Below are 16,083 nucleotides of genomic sequence, written 5' to 3'. Positions count from 1 at the left end.
CTTTGATAATAATTCAATGGCGCAAGATTTAAATAAATGTCATTTAATAGCATAATTTTTTTGAAATTTATAGGGGAATGTAGTGCTTCAAATTCTCTCTGAACTATGTGGCGGTGTCGGTCTATTTTTAATTGGTATGACGTTACTGACTGATAGCCTTAAAGAAATTGCAGGTCAGACCTTGAAGGAGTTACTGACACGGTTTACGGCAACACCGTTTAAAGCCATGCTGTCAGGTTTGGGCATGACATTGCTGGTGCATTCATCTACAGCAACAATTGTCGCCGCGATTGGTTTTGTCGGAGCAGGGGTACTTAGTTTCACGCAAGCCATGAGTGTGGTGATTGGTGCCAATATCGGCACAACCAGTACTGGTTGGATTGTGGCATTTTTGGGCATGAAATTTTCCATTTCCATGTTGGCATTGCCGATGATTGCTTTTGGCGCTCTACTTAAACTCATTGCTAAAGGTCAAATGGCTTTATTGGGTTTTGTGATTGCAGGCTTTGGTCTGATTTTCTTTGGCATCGATGTTTTGCAAAAAGCCATGGCGGGGTTTGCTGCACACTCAGATTTATCCTTTTTTGGTTATGACAGCTTGTGGTCACAATTGGTTTTGGTGCTGATCGGCATCATTATGGCGATGCTGCTGCAGTCCTCTAGTGCATCTATTACAGCGACTATGGCTGCTTTAGTCAGCGGTGCAATTGATTTACCGCAGGCACTATATATGGTGATTGGGCAAAATATTGGTGCAGTCGGCATTACCGTGATTTCGGTGATTGGTGCTTCGATCAATGCCAAACGTACAGTTGCTGTGAACGTGATTTTTAATCTCATCAGTGCGATTGTGGCATTTTTCATGTTGGCTCCGTTTTTTCTTTGGTTGATTAAACACAGTGCATTTTTCAGCAGCATTGATCAGGTGATTATGCTCGCGCTGTTTCATACCACGTTCAGTGTGTTGGGGGCATGTATATTTATGCCAAGTCTGAAATTTTTAGAACAGAAAATTATCCAATGGTTGCCAAGTAATAATCCTGCCATTTTAGACAGTCTGGATGATGCTAGTTTACAAGTACCTGCTATTGCAGTAGAGGCTGCGGAAAAGGCAGTATATTTCAGCATATTTGAGATTTTTAAAATTCTGCAAATGGTTTTTCAGACCGGTACATTACCTAGACAGCAGCAGCTGAATACGCTGAATGAGATTATTCAGCATATTGAGCAGTATTTAGAAAAAATAGCGATTCCTGAGCATCCTGCACTCAAACAAAAATTCTTATCATTACTGCGAGTAATGGTCTATGTACGTGTCTTACATAATGATTTAGAGCGTTTAGATAATGCCATATTGCTACGAACACAGCCGGCAATTTTTCAGTTAGCACTAGATTATTGCAATATTTTAGAAAGTTACTTTTCACATATAGAACAGTTAGCAGATCGGTCAGTCATTGAAAATCTTAGAGCCGATTTAAATCAGTTAAAAAAATGGACCAGTAGCCATCGTGCCGAAACGCGTAAAAAAGTCATGGAATATACCGAAGTAAATCAATTAAGCGCATCCAAAGGGGTGGAATTATTAGCTGCACAGCGTTGGATGGATCGCTTAATTGCACATAGCTATCGTTTCTCTAACGTGATGTATGAGCGTCTTTTAGAGGAGTCTTGATGAATGTGGTTCATCGCATTTTTTATCCAGCTGTGTTGAGGCTAAGAAATTGAATACTGTATTACTAGATTTGTCCTTTCAAGAATTATTGAGAGTCATGGTATCTGCATTAGGCTGCGGTTTATTAATCGGTTTAGAACGGGAAAGGCATAATCGTAAAGAAAGTGAACCCAGTTTTGCCGGACTGCGTTCATTTACCATTTGCGCCTTGCTTGGGGCAGTATGTTTTTTACTACATCTTGCAGTAGGTATCTTAGGTGCATTTTCAGTCACGACTTTTTGTGTTTATAGCCTGATTAAACAAAAACAGGATATTGGTGCGACCACTGAACTGGCATTTTTGATGACCTATTTGATTGGTGCATTATGTGTGTTTAATGTGCCGCTTGCTGCAGGGTTAGCGGTAGTGTTGTGTCTGATTTTAATGGGCAAGCAGTCATTGCATTATTTTGCTGGCAATTGGATTCAGCATTTTGAACTGCGTGACGGTTTGTTTTTACTGGCACTGATTTTAATTGCCTTGCCACTGATGCCGGATCAGGCAATGTGGGGCACAGTACTCAATCCATATGTGATTCTAAAACTGCTGATCATGATTTTAGGCGTACAGTCCTTGGCACATATTGCTAAACGTCTCTTGCCAAACAATAAAGCCTTGATGTTGTCATCTTTGGCATCCGGTTTTGTTTCTAGCACCGCAACTATTGCCAGTTTGGGCATGGAAGTCCGTTCAGGCAAAGCAGAAGCCAAATCTAATGCTGGTGCAGGCTTAATTTCCTGTATTGCGACCCTGTTACAGCTGCTGATTATTGTCGCAGGGATTAATTTTGCTTGGTTTAAGGTTTTATTGTTGCCTTGCAGTATTGGCATTGCAGTGCTTTTGATCATTGCCTTGATGTTAATTCATTCATCCAAAGCGACGATGGGTCAACAGGCTACACCACAAAATGATATTACGCATATGGACAGTCGGATGTTCAGCATTAAGGAAGCCTTGATCATTGTGGTAACACTGACAGTGATTCAAGCAGCGGTATATGGCTTGAATGTAGTGTTGGGTGATAGCGGTTTGATTATTGGGGCATTCTTCGCTTCTTTATTTGAAGTGCATGCCGCCATGGCAACGGTGGTGATGCAAGGAACACCACAGCAGATGACGTTGGTCTACGCTATGATGATTGGTTTGGCTGCACATGCATTTTCTAAAAGCATCAATGCATTTTTAACTGGTGGCGGGAAATATTTTCTATATTTTGCCCCCGCACAAATGCTGCATATGGCGATTTTAATGGCGGTACTTTGGATGGTTATTCAGTAAATTTAGGATTTATTTTCAATATTTTAGAATGATATAGGACTTACGCACTATTACTTATAGATTCTCTGTGGTAGCAGATGATTTTTATCGAGAATAAAGTCATCAATGAAGTTTTTGATAATTGGTCTAAATAATTTCTTCTGCCAACGATATATATTTTCAAAGATCCGCTCAAACTGGTTCTTTTGTATCTCAACGTAGGCCATCAAGGCTGAAAAAATATGATTCAAAATCAGTTTAGATCGTCTTACTTGAAACTTTTCAATATGACAAACCTGTTTAATCACCCGGTGATATTGCTCTATTTTCCAATGACTTGAATGTAATTCATGAAAACCTTCAAAGGACAATAAATCATCTTCATCTTGATGCACAATATAAAACCTCTGCTGTTCTTTTAACTGAGTCTTAAATAATTGTACAAAGCCAAAATCTTTGAGCCAGATCACTTGACCCTGATGGAAATCTGGCAATAAGCGCAGTTGAAACCATTGTCCTTTTTCTGGGGAAACCTTACGGTTACAGTCGATACCAAACATAAATCGAATACCATATTTTCTTATGGTTTTTAGATTTCCAGTCGATGAATACCAACTATCACCTGTAATAAATTGAATCTTTGCACCCCAACTGAGTACTTCACTTAACATATCCATAAAGTAATCATTCTTGGTTTTACTTTCAGATTTGTCATAAATTCGGAAATTAATTGGAATATTTTGACCATTTCGATCTGTCGCATACAAGGTAATGAGATTAATACCCTTGACGGATCGGTGGTGTTTGCCTGACCAAAAATAGCTAACCAAGTCCATATGTTGACTATATGGTTTATCTAAAACAGTATCATCAATACTGACTATAAGTTTATTATTATCAATATGTTGAATTGATTCTTGATATAGGTCGTGAGGTGTGTAGTCTTCACGCTCTAGAAAGCGATTTACACTATCATGCGAGATATTATAAGTCTCGGCAAGTTGTGTGCAGCTAATAGAGTTCGGTTCTGTCATGAGAAAGCCCATATAAATGGGTAATGTACAAGTTGCTGTAGAAGCATGTTTAATTCGTCTGATCACAGATACTTTATAAAGTATTTTAATACTTTTTTGAATCCGTCAATGCGTAAGTCCTATGATATTTAAGTTTTTGTTTTGTAATTCTATTTATTTTTAGCCAACTAAAAATGGCATTGCTTTTAAGAAATATGGGTAGTATATGAATTCCGTAGTTACACAAGCCTCCCCCCCGGTATATGGTCAAGTTGAGCGATATATTAATCGCGAGTTGTCAATTTTAGATTTTAATTTACGTGTCTTAGAACAAGCGGTCGATCCTTTAAATCCACTCTTAGAAAAATTGAATTTTTTATTAATTTTTTCTAGAAATTTAGATGAGTTTTTTGAAATTCGTGTTGCAACTATGTTGGAACATTTTGTTCAAGAGCGAGACATACAAACGGCTGATGGTTTATCCCCACAAGAAATTTTACATCAAATTTCGGAGACAGCACATGCTGCGATTGAACGCCAATATCAAATTTTAAATGAGCAAATTTTTCCGCAGTTAAGAGAAGAAGGCATCAGCTTTTTAAGACGTGGAGAGTTAACTCAAGCACAATCTAATTGGGTCAAAAAATATTTTCAGGAACAGGTTGCACCAGCCTTAACACCAATAAGTTTAGATCCTGCGCATCCCTTTCCACGCTTGGTCAACAAATCACTTAATTTCATTGTGACTTTGGAAGGTAAGGATGCCTTTGGCCGTCAGATCGATTTGGCAGTGGTTCCTGCACCACGTTCATTGCCACGTGTGGTGCGTTTGCCAGATGAGTTGACCGAAGGCAAAGAGCATCATGTGATGCTCTCTTCAATTATTCATACTCATGTGTCTGATTTATTTCCGGGAATGACGGCAACGGGTTGCTATCAATTTAGAGTAACCCGAAATGCAGATTTAACGTTAACTGAAGATGTTGAAGACTTAGCGGAAGCCTTAAAAGACGAACTCAGTTCACGCCGTTTTGGTCGGGCAGTACGTTTGGAGGTCAATAAAAATTGTCCAACACATATTTATGAATACTTACTCAAAGAATTCGATTTGGATACGCATCAATTGTATCGTGTCGACGGGCCTGTTAATTTGGCTCGATTGGTCTCGGATTTTAAACGCCCATATTTACGCTATGAGCCACATACTCCTGTGATTCCAAAAATACTGAAAAAATCTGCAAATATTTTCAGTGCGATGCAGAAACAAGATATTTTATTGCATCATCCTTTTGAATCATTTTCCCCTGTAATTCGATTATTACGTGAAGCCGCGCAAGATCCGCATGTTTTGGCCATTAAACAGACCTTGTACCGTAGCGGTGCAAATTCAGAAATTGTGCAAATTTTGGCTGAGGCGGCAAGAAATGGTAAAGAAGTCACCGCAGTGATTGAATTACGGGCACGGTTTGATGAAGAGTCCAATATCGCTGTTGCCAATGTTTTACAGGAAGCGGGTGCCGTGGTGGTATATGGCATTGTCGGCTATAAAACTCATGCCAAAATGATTTTGGTGGTACGCCGAGAAAATCAAAAACTGGTGCGCTACGCACATTTAGGTACAGGAAATTATCATGCTGGCAATGCCAAAATTTACACTGATTACGGTTTATTAACGACCAATCAAGATTTGTGTGAAGATGTACATCGTATTTTTCAAGAATTAACCGGTATGGGCAAAATGGTGAAGTTAAAGAAACTTCTACATGCACCATTTACTTTGCATAGTCAGTTGATGAATTTTATTGAAAACGAGATTGTGCTTGCGAAAGCAGGGAAACCGGCAAAAATTATCATTAAGGTCAATGCACTAACCGAAGTTCAATTGATTAATAAATTATACGAAGCTTCTCAAGCTGGTGTGCAAATAGAATTAATCATTCGTTCTATTTGTTGTTTACGTCCAGGCCTAATTGGCTTATCAGAAAATATTCGTGTTCGCTCAATTGTAGGGCGTTTTCTTGAGCATACTCGTGTCTATTATTTTTACAATAATGGTGATACACGTGTGTATTGTTCTAGTGCTGACTGGATGGAGCGTAATTTATTTAAACGTGTTGAAGTGTGCTTTCCTATTGAAAATACTAGACTCAAAAAAGAATTTATCAGCAAGGGTTAGAAAATTATTTAATGGATAATCAACAAGCATGGCTATTACAAAGTGATGGTAGTTGGAAGCGTAACTCATGCATAGAAAATGAAAAGCCACATAATGCGCAGCACTTTTTGTTAAGCGTTATAAAGTAAATGCTTAACTTAAAGTTAACTCTTTTTAGGCCTATTCAACAACATTTAAGAAATTATGATCTTTCGATACAGGTGGAATGCCACTAATTTTAAAGTAGCAAGCACTTTGCCACCTTTTGTCAAATAAAGTTATAGGCAGATATAATATTTTAAGTTGTTGGATGGTCATTGTTTTTTGATTTAACACATTTAAATAGGATAAACATTTTTGGGTACTTTATATTTTGATCAAGTCTTACCTGTCCAGATGCCGAAGTTGATCTTTTTGCCTTGGTAAAAATATTTCATTTGGCTTATTTTATTTCATAGCGAATGAGTACGATGAAACAATAATGACATAATTTGAATATATCTAAATTATGTCGGTTTTCATTTGATCTAAATTTTTTAAATTCTTTTCATATCATTATATGAAAAATTTCTGTATTAGCTGATAGTAATACGGTAGAGAATAATTAAAAAACTGCTGATTAAAATGATAAGAGTAAAGGGAATTAAAAATTTATTAGATGTGAGCTTCATTTTTTCATTTTCCTATCACAAGATGCTGTTTTATATATTATAATTATACTATAAGTTATGTTGAAAATAACAAAAAATATGTAATTTTTTAACATGATTTTAAAAATTTAACTGAAATTGATAAGGGTTATTTTCGATTTTTATTTTCTCAATTTGATGAAAAAATATGAACCAATTTTCATAAAAGGTAGTATAGATTTAACTCTTAAAAAAGCAATTTTTGATATTGTTAAATTAATTTTGTTATATTTGAAAATTAGATGGTATTGAATTTGGATGGAGAGAATTCTTACTACTTCTAATTATCTTGATATTAAGTGTAAAACCAATACTTATAGGTTTTACACTTATATAGATTCTAAATCTAAATTATTTTACTGATTAAATCTTAGATCATCCCAATAACATGGCACTACAATCAAATTGTTCTCATGTAACCGTGACCATAATCGGGCACCTAAATCCCGCTGCATATTTTGGATTGTGAAATTGGAAATCAGCAGTGTAGATTTCATATTGTCATAACGACTATATAAAACCTTATGCACCATCTCCAGGCGTTTTTCATGTCGGTCATGCAGGCCATATTCATCTATCACCAATAAATCAAAACTGGAGAAATGCTCGATAACTTCCTTTTCAGAGCGTGAAGCATCTGACCAGGTGTCCATCATTTTTTGAGCAATTTCTGCACTGGTATAGTAGCGTGCAGATTTTGTACTGTTATGCAGAATGTTGCGAATGATTGACGCACTCAGATGAGTCTTTCCTGTACCTGGTGTACCAATGAGCAGCAGGTTTGGATAATGGTCAGAAATAATTTGCTGTGCAAAAGCCTGACATAGTTTTATGGCATTGTCTTGAGCAGGACATGCAACTACATAATTCTTGAAGCCACGGTCCAGGTAGCGTTTATTGAGCCCTGAGTTTTTGATTTTCTGTTGCAGCAACCGTTGTTGCAGCTCATCTGCATAGGCTGCATGTGAGCGATGGACCATTTCTTTTGCACACAATTTGCAAAGCCTGTGACCGGCGATTTCCATCAGGGGTATATGATGGGTAGGGCAGAGTGCTTCTGTTGTTTCTGCGCGAAACTGGAGCGTTTTAAGCATGGTATTCATGATTGTTCTCCTAAATCCATTTTGAATTTTCTAAAAAACTCTCATTTTTTTCTTCAAAATTTGAAGATGAAGATGAAGATGAAGATGAAGATGAAGGGCATGGTTCAAGCATGACTTGAGTAATACTCGGGCTCTTCTCAGGAGCTGCTTGAGCATTTACTTTTCGTTGCTTGGCTGATGCTTGAGCATTAGTTGCGGATTTTCCCCAACGTGCTTGAGCTGCATTTTTAGCTTTATCAGATTTCATTTGCTGATTTTGCAATGCCTGGCTTTTTAAACTGGTTAAAAAACTTGAATGAATTTGCTCAGATTCGATTTCAAACAATTCCAGGGCTATTAGCGTATTCAACAAAGTTTTAGCCTTGGTATGTTGCGATAATTTTGTGATGCTACATACCGTAGCTAGGTCATGAGGAATAGCACCGTTTTTCCAGAAATCCATCATTAACAGCAGTGCCGCACCAATTTGTTCTGCTGTCATTCGTGCAAATTTCGCCTGTAGGTCGCCAATATAGAGTGGCATCCAAATTGAAATATGTTTATGCATGTGTTCACCTTTTTTATAGGTATAGAGGGCTAAGGTCATCAATCAGATGACCTTGTATATTTATTTGATCAGGGAGCTAAGCTCATTAACCGGAGGCGAGCCTGTTGGGCTAGGTCATCGTAATGGGCTTGTCCATCATCCAGCAGTCGCTGTAGCCACAGTCTTAACGCCTGGTGATCATCGAAGCATTTGTTGATCTCCAGCAAAAACGCCAGATTGTGCAGTTTGGGAATGTGTAGCTCATGGATTAATTCACGAGCGACCGTATCCGCTTCAGGACTGACGACCACACCACCAAAGAAAGCTTTACTATTCATGTGCAAGCTCCTCTGTATTTAGTTTTTCCAGCATGGCTTCAAATGCACTGCCATCACGACGGGTAACATTGGGGATGTAACGGCTATAGACCCGGAATAGCATTTCAGTCGTTGAATGTCCCAATTGACGTGCGATCCATTCCGGATTCTCTCCTGCCGACAGCCAGAGCGTTGCTGCTGTATGACGTGTTTGGTAGGCTCTTCTAGGCTTTAATCCTAGAAAGCGCAAGATCGGATGCCAGACACGTTTATTCACCAAACGGTAATCGAGAGGTCCACCATCACGATTGCAGAAAACAAACTCTGATTTACCATTATTTAAGCTTTTCTGTTGCAGAAAGGCTTGGTAAACGCGGTCACTCATCTGGATTGTGCGGTCAGAACCATAGGTTTTGGTTCCACCCAGTTCCCCATTCACCAAGGCTTCACGAATATGGATTTCCCGACGTTGCAAGTCCACATTTTTCCATTGCAACCCATCAATTTCACTGGTGCGCATACCTGTGAAAAACCGAACAGTGTAATAAGGCTTAAAATCATCACGAACTGTGGCCAAGATTGCATGTACTTCCTTTAATGAAAAAGGCGTGACTTCAATTTTCCCTTGCTTTAAGTTCTTGATATTCTTATAAGGACTGTCAAAGTCATATCGTTCGGCAGCACTATCGAGTATCATACGAAGTGCTATCATAATCTGGTTGATTCTTGATGGTGAAAGGCATTCTTGGTTTTTCCCGTGAGTCACTTTGGCGAGGGATGAACGGAATCCAAGAATGTCTGACTTTTTGATATTAATAACCGGAATTGTGCCAAAAAAAGGAATTAAGTACTTTCTGATCACAATTTGAATTTTTTCCTTGTAGCTTGTACGCCATTCTATTTCTTTATCAGTGAACCAGATTTCACAGAACTTAGAAAATAGAGGTGTTTTTGAGCTGATTTCATTTACTCTGTTTTCTGCATTTTTGATTTCTTTCAAACGAGAACTTTTTGGAAAGTATTTAGCATAGTCAAAAATACCCAATAAGATTTCTGCCTCCATTCGTTCAATCGCTTTTTCAAGCTTTTTTCGATTTTGAGCATTGTCTTCAAGAGCGGTGGTTTCACGGCAACGGATACTTAAGTATCGAAAATCGACACATAACTTACCGTATCTAGTACCAATAGCAGCCATAATTATGTTCTCCTTACAGAAGTTGTAGGCTGTGTAGCGAGCCTAAAGTTGTTTTAGTCATATCTTCTTCAATACGCTCCCATACATATAAAATTTTGCGACCACCAAAAGGGCGAATGTAATGAATGCCTTCGATCAAAACGCTATCTTTTAACTGATTACGGATAGTACGTTCGTTATAATGGATTCGTTCCGCCAATTCTTTTGTAGTAATATAAGTAAGATTCATGTTTGTATCCTTTTATAAAGTATCACAATGGTGTTATTTAAGACCACAATGCGATAATAAATGCATTTAAGACACTATGCAAGTACTTTATTACACAATGGTGGTAATTAATGATAGTTTGTAACTTGCCAGTGCTTTTGGCAGAGCGAAGAATGAAAGTTGCGGATGTAGTTCGAGCGACTGGAATGAGTAAGACAACATTGCATAAGTTATATAATGGTCAATCGACTCGAATAGATTTTGAGACCTTAGAAAAATTGTGTGTATTACTTAATGTTGAAGTGGGTGATTTATTAAAATTTAAGAAAAATGAAGAGCAGAATGATTGATTAAAATTGAGTTTTTTGATCATAAGTAAATGTTTTAACTATGTATTTTTGGTGACCAAATTTGGTCACCATCAAAATAAAGCAAATAAAAAAATACTAAAATAGATGGAAAAAAGGGAAGTCAAGTGTATGGGGAAGGTGTTCTGATTATCTATACTGAAATTGATTAAAAAAATACCAGAATAGCGAATGAATTGATTCGTATATGATAAAGGGAAGGCACGTTTAGGGCACTTTTGGTCACGCAGCGAGCTTATACAATACTTTTTCTAAAATTTTTAGAGCTTCTTCCAAAGCTGGAACATATAGGTTTTAGAAAAAATATTATTAATAATCAACAAGAAAAAAGCCCCCATCTTTCGATGAGGGCTTTTTGAATCTGGAGCGGGAAAGGAGACTCGAACTCCCGACCCCAACCTTGGCAAGGTTGTGCTCTACCAACTGAGCTATTCCCGCGTATTGAGCAGTTTTATAAAAACTTACACTAAAAAATTTGGAGCGGGAAACGAGACTCGAACTCGCGACCCCAACCTTGGCAAGGTTGTGCTCTACCAACTGAGCTATTCCCGCGTATTGAGCAGTTTTTACGAAAACTTACCCTGAAAAAAATTTGGAGCGGGAAACGAGACTCGAACTCGCGACCCCAACCTTGGCAAGGTTGTGCTCTACCAACTGAGCTATTCCCGCATAGCGCTGTATGATACAGCAAGCAAGTTCAGGGTCAATAGCTTTATGAAAAAGCTGAGTTTAATTGCATAAAATAAAGCCAGTTTAATGCAGTCTGTTCCGACTTTTTGATTTTTTACCGCTGAAAAGTAAAGTCTTGGTTCGGATGATGATCGTTTTAACCGTCGCATAGCAGCAAGGAACAGGTATACTCTCAGAATAATCATTTTTGGAGACAGGCATGAGCTTAGAGCAGCAATTAATTGAGCGCTTACAGCAGTTTTCCCCATCCCATTTAGAAGTGGTGAATGAATCTTCGGGGCATGGTGGATATTTCCCCGGTAAGGAATCACATTTTAAAGTGATTGTGGTGAGTGAAGCCTTTGCTGGTCTGCGTTTGGTACAGCGGCATCAAAAAATTTATGCCGTAGCAGGCGATTTACTCAGTCCTGGAAAAATTCATGCTTTAGCTATTCATGCTTTTCTACCAGAAGAGTGGGAAGGGCAAGACACTTCTAGCCCAAACTGTGCGCATGCACCGAAAAGCTAAACAGAGGCTTGCGAATGGAAACACAATTACTGATTAAAATTGTACATATGAGTGCAGTGAGTATTGCATGCATAATTATTTTGGCACGTGCGATGACCTTGTTTAAGGGGGTTCAGGGTAACCAGCCCAATCCTACAGGTCGTATCGCTTTTGTTGCATTTCAGCATTTGAGTATGACTATGATTGTACTCACAGGCATCATCTTATTGGTGATGAAAAACTTTGAAGTGCAAACATGGTTCTATGCCAAAGTGGTTTTATTTTTAGTCATACTGTCTTCTTTATCTAAAGCCTATAAAAAGGATGACACAATTTTATTAGCACAGCGCCGTGCAGGCTTATTTCTCGCTGTAGTGTCGATGGTTTCGATTATTGGTTTAGTCATGATTAAACCAAACTTTGGCTAATTGTTAGACATAATGTTCGGCACGAAACCTGTTCTGCGCTACACTGCTAGATAAGGTGGAAAAATAACAAGATGGAGGGGATTTTATGCATACACGTGTGGTATTTAATCAAAAAGGTGGTGTAGGCAAGTCCAGTATTGCTGTGAATTTGGCTGCTATCAGTGCGCATCAAGGTCTAAAAACATTATTGATTGATCTCGATCCACAAGCGAATTCGAGTCAGTATGTGTTGGGCGATGATGCAACCTATACTGCGGATAAGCCTGCTTTAGAGCCAAATATTGAGAACTATTTTGAAGAAGTTCTGGGTGCTACACAAAATAAAAGCTTGCTCGGCAATGCGATTGGTTCGATCCTGAAAGGACGTGCCAAAGGCTTAGAAAGCTATGTGCATCAGTCTCCTTTTAAAAATCTTGATGTGATTCCTGCCAGCCCAAATTTGGGTGCCTTGGCCCATGCATTAGAATCCAAACATAAAATTTATAAATTGCGTGATGCCTTACAACAACTGGTTGGGAAGTACGACCGAGTTTATATTGATACACCACCAGCCTTTAATTTCTTTACCTTATCGGCATTGATTGCGGCCAATAAAGTTCTAATTCCGTTTGACTGTGATGTTTTCTCTAAACGAGCACTACAAACCTTGATTGAAAATGTACTTGAAACCCAAGATGATCATAATGACCATTTGGAAATTGAGGGCATCGTGGTCAATCAATACCAAGCACAGGCTAAACTGCCACGTGAAGTGGTGCAACAGTTGAAAGATGAAGGTCTACCTGTTTTAGAAAGTATGTTACCGCCATCGGTGATGATGAAAGAGTCACATCATAAAAATTTACCGTTGATTCATTTGGCGCATGATCATAAATTGACGCAGGCCTATCAATCATTGTTCAATGAGATTGAGAATAATAAACTGCGAGATTCAGCATGAAAAATATCTTAGTTGCTTTTTTAGCGGGCAGTACGTTGTTATTAGGTGCGTGTGCCACAACGGTTAAACCAACCTATGTTTCTCCTACACAGTACCAAGCGCTGAACTGCCAACAGCTACAGGCAGAGTATAATCGTATTCAACAACATTTAGATGAAGGTGTACCGACTGAAAAACGCACGGGTATGGGTGTAGGTGTGGGACTGGGTGGTGGTTGGAGTCATGGTGGCGGCTGGGGCTTTGGTCCAAGTATTTCGCTCAATATGGGACAATCTTCGAATACTAAAAAGACCGAAATTTCAAGGCTTTTGGGCCAACAAGAAGCCATAGTACAAGCTGCAAAGTTTAAGGGTTGTACGATTACTGTCCGAAATAAGACAAATTAAACACGGATAGATTCATTCTGCTGAAGTGTTTGTATCTTTAGCAGAATGAAAATTTTAGCAAAATGTTTCAAAAATAATCACAATAAAACAACGTCTTATTATTTTTTAAGGTCACTTTTCAGTAAGTAGGTTCTGTCTTTTTGTCTGCCTTGACTTGAGGAAACTGCTCTTTTTCGGCTAAATTGCGCATCTTGAATACTGTTGTTGGATGTCTATGATTGAGAGTTGGCTGTTTGTATTGGCAATGATTGCTGTCCTTATGATTCCGGGACCAACCAATGCTTTACTCGCAAGCTCTGCACATCAGCAAGGTCTGGCGAAAACCAGTGCGCTTGTGCCTGCAGAACTGTTCGGGTATTTCTATGCCATCAACTTATGGGCATTGTTAATTCATTTGAGTACCCCTATCTGGCCATATCTGATTGATATTTTGCATATTATTAGCGCAGGTTACGTATTTTGGCTGGCCTTTCACCTATGGAAAAGCTCACATTTAGAAAAACATAATCAACGTTTTACCTCGATTCGACCAATGCAGTTGTTTTTTTCAACTTTGAAAAACCCAAAAGCTGTACTGTTTGCTGCAGGTATTTTTCCTTATGAAACATGGGATAATCCGACGAATTTTTTATGGGTCTTTATTGTATTTAGCTTAGTTTTATTACCTACGGCTTTGTTTTGGATGTCATTTGGTCGTGCCATTTTATCGGGTGAGTCCAAGCAAATAAAAGCCGATCTCTTGTACAAAGGATCGGCCATGTTATTGGTGGTATGTATGTTCCCTGTGATTTTACGCTTTTTTGCCTAAGCACGAGTGGTTGATTTTTTCTTCCATTTCGCCCGAATAAAACCAATGATTCCAGGCAAGACACTAATAATAATGATACCGAAAATCAGATGCGTGAAATTGTCTTTGACCACAGGCACATTGCCAAAAATATAACCTAAAGTAATGAATGAACCAATCCAGCAGAATGCACCAATCAGGTTATAAGACAGGAAAAATTTGTAGTCCATTTTTCCTGCGCCTGCCACAAAAGGTGCAAAGGTGCGCGCAAAGGGAATAAAACGCGCAAAAATAATGGTTTTACCACCATGTTTTTCAAAGAATTTTTGTGTATTTATCAGGTGTTGTTTATTAATAAAACGTGACTCGATTTCAAAAACACGCGGCCCAATATAACGACCAATGTGATAGTTCAATGTATCGCCCAGTACGGCTGCGACAAAAAGTAAAATACCAAGGAACCATGGATTCATTGCACCCGTTGATGCAGCTAAGGCACCTGCGGCAAACAATAAGCTATCGCCGGGTAGAAAGGGCATGACCACCAAGCCTGTTTCCACAAAGATGATAAGAAACAAAATTGCATAAATCCAAACCCCATAGTTGGTGATAAACTCGAGCAGATGGTCATCGACATGTAATATAAAATCAATCAGTTCCATGGGGCACAATTAAACAGAAGAGTGCAGAAATCCTAGCAGTCTCATTGTCAGAAGTCAGTATTAAAACGTAAATAAATTCGGCTATTATTGTTCTCTATTCGGAACGATGCATAATGAAAATGCATATTTATTCTAAAAACAGAGATTATTAAGATAGCTACAACTTCAAATAAAACGTATTTAAAGGTGTAAAAATGTTTAATCCAAATGTTGTGGTCAAAAATATTGTCAATCAACCCAATACCGATGCTGTTTTAGCTTTAATTGCACGCGTGCTGATGGCTTATATTTTCCTTGTCGCAGGTTGGGGGAAAATTACAGCTTATAGCGCAACTGTAGGGTATATGGAGTCTATGGGCGTTCCCGGAGCGCTATTACCATTAACTATTTTGGTTGAGTTTGGTGGTGGCTTAGCGCTGCTGTTTGGATTCCAAGCGCGTTTTGCTGCGTTTGGTTTGGGTCTATTTAGTGTGATTACCGCTTTTATCTTTCATGATGGCACACAAGACAGTATTAATTTTATGAAAAACTTTGCCATGGCAGGAGGTTTGTTTTTTCTGATGCTACATGGTGCAGGAAAAATGAGCCTAGATCATCTGATTGAAAAATAATTCAAAATGAAAAGTAGCATTTACGATGCTGCTTTTTTTATTTACAAAAAAGTACCGTCTGTTGGTGCTTTTTTTGTTTTGATTAATAGCAATAAGACATGAGGAAAAATAATATGAAAAATCTTCTAAAAATTGCGCTTTGTATGAGCAGTTTAAGTCTAGCTGTAGGCGCATGGGCAAATGATGACCATATCATCATGCAAGAAGCGGCAAACAATCACGTCACTGTTTCAGCCATTGCAAATCTCAAAGATGAAACGGCGGTCACTTTAAAAGGTACACTGTTGAAACATCTCAATGAAGATCATTATGAGTTCAGTGATGGTACAGGGGTTATTTTGCTGGATATTGATGAGGATTTATGGAAAGTATCCAATATTAAAGCAGGCGATAAAGTACAGGTGGTCGGTGAGGTCGACACACATCGTTATAAACCGACCGATATTGAAGTTGTTAAAATAGAGAAAATTTCGCAATAAACATAGCACATAATTGCGTGCTTTTTTGTTTAAACACCACCAAATGTTGGCCTTGCATAAAGCTTGT

Annotated in this window: 17 protein-coding genes, 3 tRNA genes and 1 pseudogene; 11 read left to right on the top strand and 10 right to left on the bottom strand. The window is 38.4% G+C overall.

Going from position 1 to position 16,083, the window contains the following annotated elements; translation table 11 throughout:
• Positions 1-82: 82 nt before the first annotated feature.
• On the top strand, positions 83-1,675 hold the full coding sequence (locus ACZ8ZH_RS17085) for a Na/Pi cotransporter family protein (RefSeq protein WP_004907089.1): 1,593 nt from the start codon (positions 83-85) through the stop codon (positions 1,673-1,675).
• Between the two features lie 49 nt (positions 1,676-1,724).
• Positions 1,725-2,993 carry an MgtC/SapB family protein gene (locus ACZ8ZH_RS17080; RefSeq protein ID WP_004907087.1) on the top strand — a complete coding sequence of 423 codons (1,269 nt, stop codon included), beginning with the start codon at positions 1,725-1,727 and terminating at the stop codon, positions 2,991-2,993.
• Between the two features lie 50 nt (positions 2,994-3,043).
• On the opposite strand, the gene ACZ8ZH_RS17075 is transcribed toward ACZ8ZH_RS17080, so the two are convergent.
• Complete coding sequence (locus ACZ8ZH_RS17075) at positions 3,044-4,072, bottom strand: IS701 family transposase (RefSeq protein WP_086197162.1); 1,029 nt, start codon at positions 4,070-4,072, stop codon at positions 3,044-3,046.
• Between the two features lie 139 nt (positions 4,073-4,211).
• On the opposite strand from ACZ8ZH_RS17075, the pseudogene ppk1 reads away from it, so the two are divergent.
• A pseudogene (gene ppk1, locus ACZ8ZH_RS17070) lies at positions 4,212-6,289 on the top strand (polyphosphate kinase 1).
• Between the two features lie 896 nt (positions 6,290-7,185).
• Here the strand turns inward: ppk1 and ACZ8ZH_RS17065 are convergent.
• The 5 genes from ACZ8ZH_RS17065 to ACZ8ZH_RS17045 form a co-directional block, all read right to left on the bottom strand.
• Positions 7,186-7,932 carry an ATP-binding protein gene (locus ACZ8ZH_RS17065; RefSeq protein WP_004985725.1) on the bottom strand — a complete coding sequence of 249 codons (747 nt, stop codon included), beginning with the start codon at positions 7,930-7,932 and terminating at the stop codon, positions 7,186-7,188.
• Positions 7,933-7,942: 10 nt separating this feature from the next.
• Positions 7,943-8,479 (bottom strand): DUF1376 domain-containing protein, encoded by a 537-nt coding sequence (locus ACZ8ZH_RS17060; RefSeq protein ID WP_026039984.1) that lies wholly within the window; start codon positions 8,477-8,479, stop codon positions 7,943-7,945.
• Between the two features lie 68 nt (positions 8,480-8,547).
• The gene (locus ACZ8ZH_RS17055) at positions 8,548-8,796 is read right to left on the bottom strand and encodes a hypothetical protein (protein ID WP_004985719.1); all 249 of its coding nucleotides are present in this window, start codon (positions 8,794-8,796) and stop codon (positions 8,548-8,550) included.
• The gene (locus tag ACZ8ZH_RS17050; protein ID WP_119065021.1) at positions 8,789-9,970 is read right to left on the bottom strand and encodes a site-specific integrase; all 1,182 of its coding nucleotides are present in this window, start codon (positions 9,968-9,970) and stop codon (positions 8,789-8,791) included. Before ACZ8ZH_RS17050 ends, ACZ8ZH_RS17055 begins: the two co-directional genes overlap by 8 nt.
• Positions 9,971-9,983: 13 nt before the next feature.
• On the bottom strand, positions 9,984-10,199 hold the full coding sequence (locus ACZ8ZH_RS17045; RefSeq protein ID WP_004985715.1) for a hypothetical protein: 216 nt from the start codon (positions 10,197-10,199) through the stop codon (positions 9,984-9,986).
• A 110-nt stretch (positions 10,200-10,309) separates the two neighbouring features.
• Between ACZ8ZH_RS17045 and ACZ8ZH_RS17040 the strand changes: the two genes are divergently transcribed.
• Positions 10,310-10,528, top strand: a complete 219-nt coding sequence (locus ACZ8ZH_RS17040; protein ID WP_010588955.1) for a helix-turn-helix domain-containing protein — start codon at positions 10,310-10,312, stop codon at positions 10,526-10,528.
• A 380-nt stretch (positions 10,529-10,908) separates the two neighbouring features.
• Here the strand turns inward: ACZ8ZH_RS17040 and ACZ8ZH_RS17035 are convergent.
• From ACZ8ZH_RS17035 to ACZ8ZH_RS17025, 3 genes are all read right to left on the bottom strand, one after another.
• Positions 10,909-10,984, bottom strand: a tRNA-Gly gene (locus tag ACZ8ZH_RS17035).
• Positions 10,985-11,022: 38 nt separating this feature from the next.
• A tRNA-Gly gene (locus ACZ8ZH_RS17030) sits at positions 11,023-11,098 on the bottom strand.
• Positions 11,099-11,139: 41 nt separating this feature from the next.
• Positions 11,140-11,215 (bottom strand) — tRNA-Gly (locus tag ACZ8ZH_RS17025).
• 220 nt (positions 11,216-11,435) lie between these two features.
• Here ACZ8ZH_RS17025 and ACZ8ZH_RS17020 point away from each other — a divergent pair.
• The 5 genes from ACZ8ZH_RS17020 to ACZ8ZH_RS17000 all read left to right on the top strand — a co-directional run bounded on the left by ACZ8ZH_RS17020 (position 11,436) and on the right by ACZ8ZH_RS17000 (position 14,285).
• A complete protein-coding gene (locus tag ACZ8ZH_RS17020; protein WP_086210668.1) occupies positions 11,436-11,744 on the top strand; it encodes a BolA family protein in 309 nt (102 codons plus the stop codon).
• A 14-nt stretch (positions 11,745-11,758) separates the two neighbouring features.
• Positions 11,759-12,151, top strand: coding sequence for a SirB2 family protein (locus ACZ8ZH_RS17015; protein WP_086210667.1), 393 nt, complete (start codon positions 11,759-11,761; stop codon positions 12,149-12,151).
• 85 nt (positions 12,152-12,236) lie between these two features.
• Positions 12,237-13,091: a ParA family protein gene (locus tag ACZ8ZH_RS17010; RefSeq protein ID WP_086210666.1), complete on the top strand. Its 855-nt coding sequence runs from the start codon at positions 12,237-12,239 to the stop codon at positions 13,089-13,091.
• A complete protein-coding gene (locus ACZ8ZH_RS17005) occupies positions 13,088-13,477 on the top strand; it encodes a hypothetical protein (protein ID WP_086210665.1) in 390 nt (129 codons plus the stop codon). The genes ACZ8ZH_RS17010 and ACZ8ZH_RS17005 overlap by 4 nt, the downstream gene beginning before the upstream one ends.
• A 214-nt stretch (positions 13,478-13,691) precedes the next feature.
• Entirely contained in the window at positions 13,692-14,285 is a 594-nt protein-coding gene (locus tag ACZ8ZH_RS17000) for a LysE family translocator (protein ID WP_086210664.1), read from the top strand.
• Here the strand turns inward: ACZ8ZH_RS17000 and ACZ8ZH_RS16995 are convergent.
• The gene (locus ACZ8ZH_RS16995; protein WP_086210663.1) at positions 14,282-14,926 is read right to left on the bottom strand and encodes a DedA family protein; all 645 of its coding nucleotides are present in this window, start codon (positions 14,924-14,926) and stop codon (positions 14,282-14,284) included. The genes ACZ8ZH_RS17000 and ACZ8ZH_RS16995 overlap by 4 nt on opposite strands.
• Before the next feature lie 194 nt (positions 14,927-15,120).
• Between ACZ8ZH_RS16995 and ACZ8ZH_RS16990 the strand changes: the two genes are divergently transcribed.
• Positions 15,121-15,537 carry a DoxX family protein gene (locus ACZ8ZH_RS16990; RefSeq protein ID WP_086210662.1) on the top strand — a complete coding sequence of 139 codons (417 nt, stop codon included), beginning with the start codon at positions 15,121-15,123 and terminating at the stop codon, positions 15,535-15,537.
• Between the two features lie 113 nt (positions 15,538-15,650).
• Positions 15,651-16,016, top strand: a complete 366-nt coding sequence (locus ACZ8ZH_RS16985) for a NirD/YgiW/YdeI family stress tolerance protein (RefSeq protein ID WP_119065020.1) — start codon at positions 15,651-15,653, stop codon at positions 16,014-16,016.
• Positions 16,017-16,083: the final 67 nt, after the last annotated feature.

This window comes from Acinetobacter sp. SW-226 (genome assembly GCF_055632855.1).
This window is presented reverse-complemented; position numbering and strand designations above follow the sequence as displayed.